This is a genomic window from Methylobacterium trifolii (genome assembly GCF_022179685.1).
Classification (GTDB): Bacteria; Pseudomonadota; Alphaproteobacteria; order Rhizobiales; family Beijerinckiaceae; genus Methylobacterium; species Methylobacterium trifolii.
Genome location: NZ_BPRB01000300.1, coordinates 1 through 3,843, shown reverse-complemented (window position 1 = coordinate 3,843; position 3,843 = coordinate 1). Strand labels below are relative to the sequence as shown.

6 protein-coding genes are annotated in these 3,843 nt (G+C 71.0%); 3 read left to right on the top strand and 3 right to left on the bottom strand.

The genetic code is table 11. The annotated features are described in order from the left end of the window. On the bottom strand, positions 1–849 hold an 849-nt coding region (locus COGEMETH_RS22575; RefSeq protein WP_238184940.1), incomplete at its 3' end, for an alpha/beta fold hydrolase. Between the two features lie 175 nt (positions 850–1,024). Here COGEMETH_RS22575 and COGEMETH_RS22570 point away from each other — a divergent pair. Then, the gene (locus COGEMETH_RS22570; RefSeq protein WP_238184939.1) at positions 1,025–1,498 is read left to right on the top strand and encodes an Hsp20 family protein; all 474 of its coding nucleotides are present in this window, start codon (positions 1,025–1,027) and stop codon (positions 1,496–1,498) included. A 187-nt stretch (positions 1,499–1,685) separates the two neighbouring features. Here COGEMETH_RS22570 and COGEMETH_RS22565 read toward each other — a convergent pair whose 3' ends face one another. Continuing rightward, entirely contained in the window at positions 1,686–2,120 is a 435-nt protein-coding gene (locus tag COGEMETH_RS22565; RefSeq protein WP_238184938.1) for an RNA polymerase subunit sigma-70, read from the bottom strand. Between the two features lie 200 nt (positions 2,121–2,320). On the opposite strand from COGEMETH_RS22565, the gene kdoO reads away from it, so the two are divergent. Together kdoO and COGEMETH_RS22555 are read left to right on the top strand one after the other, a co-directional pair. Beyond that, positions 2,321–3,184: a Kdo hydroxylase KdoO gene (gene kdoO / locus COGEMETH_RS22560; RefSeq protein ID WP_238184937.1), complete on the top strand. Its 864-nt coding sequence runs from the start codon at positions 2,321–2,323 to the stop codon at positions 3,182–3,184. Between the two features lie 11 nt (positions 3,185–3,195). Next, on the top strand, positions 3,196–3,495 hold the full coding sequence (locus COGEMETH_RS22555; protein ID WP_238184936.1) for an antibiotic biosynthesis monooxygenase family protein: 300 nt from the start codon (positions 3,196–3,198) through the stop codon (positions 3,493–3,495). 13 nt (positions 3,496–3,508) lie between these two features. Here COGEMETH_RS22555 and COGEMETH_RS22550 read toward each other — a convergent pair whose 3' ends face one another. Next, a complete protein-coding gene (locus COGEMETH_RS22550) occupies positions 3,509–3,658 on the bottom strand; it encodes a hypothetical protein (protein ID WP_238184935.1) in 150 nt (49 codons plus the stop codon). Between the last annotated feature and the right edge of the window lie 185 nt (positions 3,659–3,843).

Sequence of the window (3,843 nt, the reverse complement as noted above, 5' to 3'; positions counted from 1 at the left end):
GCCGAGCGCTACGCCGCCCGCCTTAAGGGCGGCGTAGCGCTCGGCCGCCGGGGTGCCGCAGACCGGGTCGTCGCCGGCCGCCACGATCAGGGTCGGCACCGTGTTGCGCGAAGGCGCACGGGGGTCGCGCAGGCGCGCCATCGCCCGGAAGGCGGCGGCCGTCCAGGCGATGGTCGGATCGCCGACGGCACCTGCTCCCACGGCGGTGGCGGCGGTGGCGTTGCGGGCGTAGCGCCGGGGATCACGGGAGAGCCGGTTGTTGCGGAAGGGTTTGGTGGCGATCGAGACCGGCCCGCCGGCCAGGATGTAGCGGCGGCCGAGGCCGAGGCGGTGCAGGGCCCGCGACAGCAGGGAGGCCAGCCCCGGCCACTTCACCATCCGGATCGAGAGCATCGGCGCCACGGTGACGATGCGACGGAAGGGCAGCCAGCCCTCCAGGGCTCCGATGAGCGCGACGCAACCGCCCATCGAATGGGCGAGGCCGAGGTGTGGGTCGGGCATCAGGGGCAGCAGCACCGCCTCCTCGATCGCCGTCAGGTCGAGGCGATAATCGTCGAAGCGGGCGACGTGGCCCTTGTGGGGATCGTCCACCTGGCGGCCCGATTCGCCCTGCCCACGCCAGTCGAAGGCGACGACGGCAAAGCCCCGGGCGCGCAGTTCAGCGATGGTCTCGTAGTACTTCTCGATGAACTCGGCCCGCCCCTGGAGCAGGCAGACCGTGCCCTTGCAGCCCCGCGTCGTCGGGCGCCAGTGGGCGGCGCGTAGCGTCAGGCCGTCCGCGGTCCGCACGGGGACCAGGGTGGCGCCGGGTGGGGCGGGATTGCCGGGCGTGTCGCTCAGGGTCAGCATCGGGGCGGCGTCTCAAGCAGAGGGGTGCGATTTTTTCAGGACCGGCAAGCTTATCGCCCTTGCAGCGCATTTCGGGCGCTCCGATATCCAGTCGGTGCCGGCCTGATGGCGGCACGAGACCGGTCCGGCCCTCGGGCGGACCATTGAAGCATGTTGCTCACGACGAGGATATGTCATGCGCCAGTTCGATCTCGCTCCCCTCTACCGTTCCACCGTCGGCTTCGACCGGCTTTTCTCGGCCCTCGACCAGTTCGTGGCCGCCGACGCCGTGCCGAGCTACCCGCCCTACAATATCGAGCGCACCGGCGAGAACGCCTACCGCATCACGGTCGCGGTCGCCGGCTTCACGGAGGCCGATCTCGCGATCGAGGTCCGTGAGAACGCGCTGACGCTCAAGGGCGAGCGCAAGGCCGATCCGACCAACCGCGCCGAGGTGCTGCACCAGGGCATCGCCGCCCGCGGTTTCGAGCGCCGGTTCCAGCTCGCCGACTACGTCCAGGTGACCGGTGCGGCCCTGGAGAACGGCCTCCTCCACATCGATCTCGTCCGCGAGATCCCGGAGGCGAAGAAGCCCCGCCAGATCCAGATCGCCACCGGCCGCACCGCGCCGGCCCCGGTGATCGAGGGCGCGGTGCAGCAGGCGGCCTGACACCGGCCAACGTGAATGCGTGATGGAGCGCCCCGGCCAGCGGCCGGGGCGTTTTTTTGTGATTGGGTCAGTCGCGGCCGAACGCAAGACAGCCGTGTCCGAAAGTACCGAGATCCGGAGCAGATCCTGATCCGCGCGTTTCCCTCCCCCCTCTGCGGGGGAGGGAAACGCGCGTCGCGATAATCTCTCAGAGGTCGCCCAGCGCCAACTGGCCCTGATTGCTGCGGCGAGGTGCCGGTGCCTTGCGCTCCTTGCGGGGGGCAGCGGCCGCCTTGCGCGGCCTCGGCTCGGCCCGCAGCCGGGCGACGGCCTTGTCGCGGGCCACGGCCTCGGGGGCGTGGGGATCGTCGGTCAGCCACTTGCCGTGCTTGATCACCTCGTTGACCCGGCCCTGGTTGACCCCGACCTTGAAGGCGATCTCCTGCTGGGTCATGCCGGTGGAGGCGTGCAGGTCCAGGATGGCGCGGGCAAGCTCCGGCGTCATCTTCTGGCCGGTGAGGCGCCGGGCAGGCTTGACGGTCCGGGTGGCGCGGTCGCGCTCGCGCAGGCGCTCCAGGAGGGCGAGCGCCATGTTCATGCCGTGCTCGCGCAGGGACTCCTCGAATTCCTTCAGGGTCGCCATGGGCAACGTCCTCGGCCGGCCGGGCGACGGCCCGGAACATCGTAAGAACGTGCAAGATGTGGAACCGGTTGCGCAAGCAGCACCGGGCCCGTGACGGCGGGCGGACCCTGTCATCCACCGGAAATGCGCGCCGTCTGGCGTCCTGCGGGCGCCTCGGCTACAGACGCGGATCGTCGGCGCGGCAGGGAATTTTCGCCAGCATGATCAGCCCGATCCTCACCGTTCCCCGCGAGCGCCCGACCGAGAGCGGCGCGCTCGCCGAGGCGCTGGAAGGCGGGGCGGTGCTGATGTTCCCCGACCTCGACTTCCCGTTCAGCGACTTCGAGCAGCGCTTCACCGACCGCCCCTTCGCCGACGGCAAGGCCAAGAACGTCAACATCCGCGGCGAGGCCGCGCATCTGCGCGGCGCCGCCGGCACGCCGGAGGAGCAGGAGGCCCTGCGCCAGGTGCTGATCCGCTACCGCCAGTTCGCCCGCGCCCTGGTCGACCGCTACCTGCCGGAATACACCCGCGCGGTCACGCTGGCCGGCACCTCCTACCGGCCCTTCGACGTGGACCGGCGCAAGCTGAGCTGGCGGCGCGACGACACCCGCCTGCACGTCGACGCCTTCCCCTCGAACCCGATCGGCGAGAAGCGCATCCTGCGGGTGTTCCGCAACATCAACCCGGACGGGCAGCCCCGCCGCTGGCGGGTGGGCGAGGATTTCGGCTCGATGGCGGAGAAGTTCCTGCCGCGCCTGCCCGGCTACTCGCCCCTCTCGGCCCGCCTCATGGCGGCGCTCCGCATCACCAAGGCACGGCGCTCCGAGTACGACCACCTGATGCTGCACCTGCACGACGCCCTCAAGCAGGACGAGGCCTACCAGGCCAGCGCCCCCCAGGCGAACGTGGAGTTCTATCCCGGCCAGACCTGGGTGACGTTCTCCGACCTCGTCATGCACGGGGCCATGGGCGGCCGCTACATGCTGGAACAGACCGCCTACCTGCCCGTCTCCGCCCAGGCCCACCCGGACAAGAGCCCGCAGCGCATCCTGGCGCACAAGCTCGGCCGCACCCTGCAATAGGACGCCTCCCCATGATCCTCGAAATCGCGCAGATCGACGTGAAGCCCGGCTCCGAATCCGAGTTCGAGGCCGGCATCGCCCGGGCCGCCGAGATCTTCCGGGCCGCCAAGGGCTGCCACAGCTTCCAGGTGCGGCGCTCGGTGGAGAAGCCCCAGCGCTACCGCCTGATGATCGAGTGGGAGACCCTGGAGGCGCACACCCAGGACTTCACCGGGTCGCAGGCCTGGAAGGATTATCGCGCCATCGTCTCCCCCTGCTTCGAGGGGCCGCCGAGCGTCGAGCACACCGAACTCACCCTCCAGGCGTTCTGACGGACGCGGGGACTCAGCCCGCGACGACCTGCGACAGCTCCGCCTCCAGGGCCAGGACGACGCCGGCCGGCGGGAAGGTGAGGCGCACGGCGCCGCCGAAGCTGTGGGCGAGGCTGCGCTCGATCAGGCGGGAGCCGAATCCGACCCGGGTCGGCGGCGCCACGGGCGGCCCGCCGACCCGGGTCGGATTCGGCTCCCGCCTGATCGAGCGCAGCCTCGCCCACAGCTTCGGCGGCGCCGTGCGCCTCACCTTCCCGCCGGCCGGCGTCGTCCTGGCCCTGGAGGCGGAGCTGTCGCAGGTCGTCGCGGGCTGAGTCCCCGCGTCCGTCAGAACGCCTGGAGGGTGAG

Coding starts and splice junctions, on each gene's coding strand:
- COGEMETH_RS22555 (WP_238184936.1), top strand. CDS start 3,196: ATGATCCTCGAAATCGCGCAGATCGACGTGAAGCCCGGCTCCGAATCC.
- kdoO (WP_238184937.1), top strand. CDS start 2,321: ATGATCAGCCCGATCCTCACCGTTCCCCGCGAGCGCCCGACCGAGAGC.
- COGEMETH_RS22565 (WP_238184938.1), bottom strand. CDS start 2,120: ATGGCGACCCTGAAGGAATTCGAGGAGTCCCTGCGCGAGCACGGCATG.
- COGEMETH_RS22570 (WP_238184939.1), top strand. CDS start 1,025: ATGCGCCAGTTCGATCTCGCTCCCCTCTACCGTTCCACCGTCGGCTTC.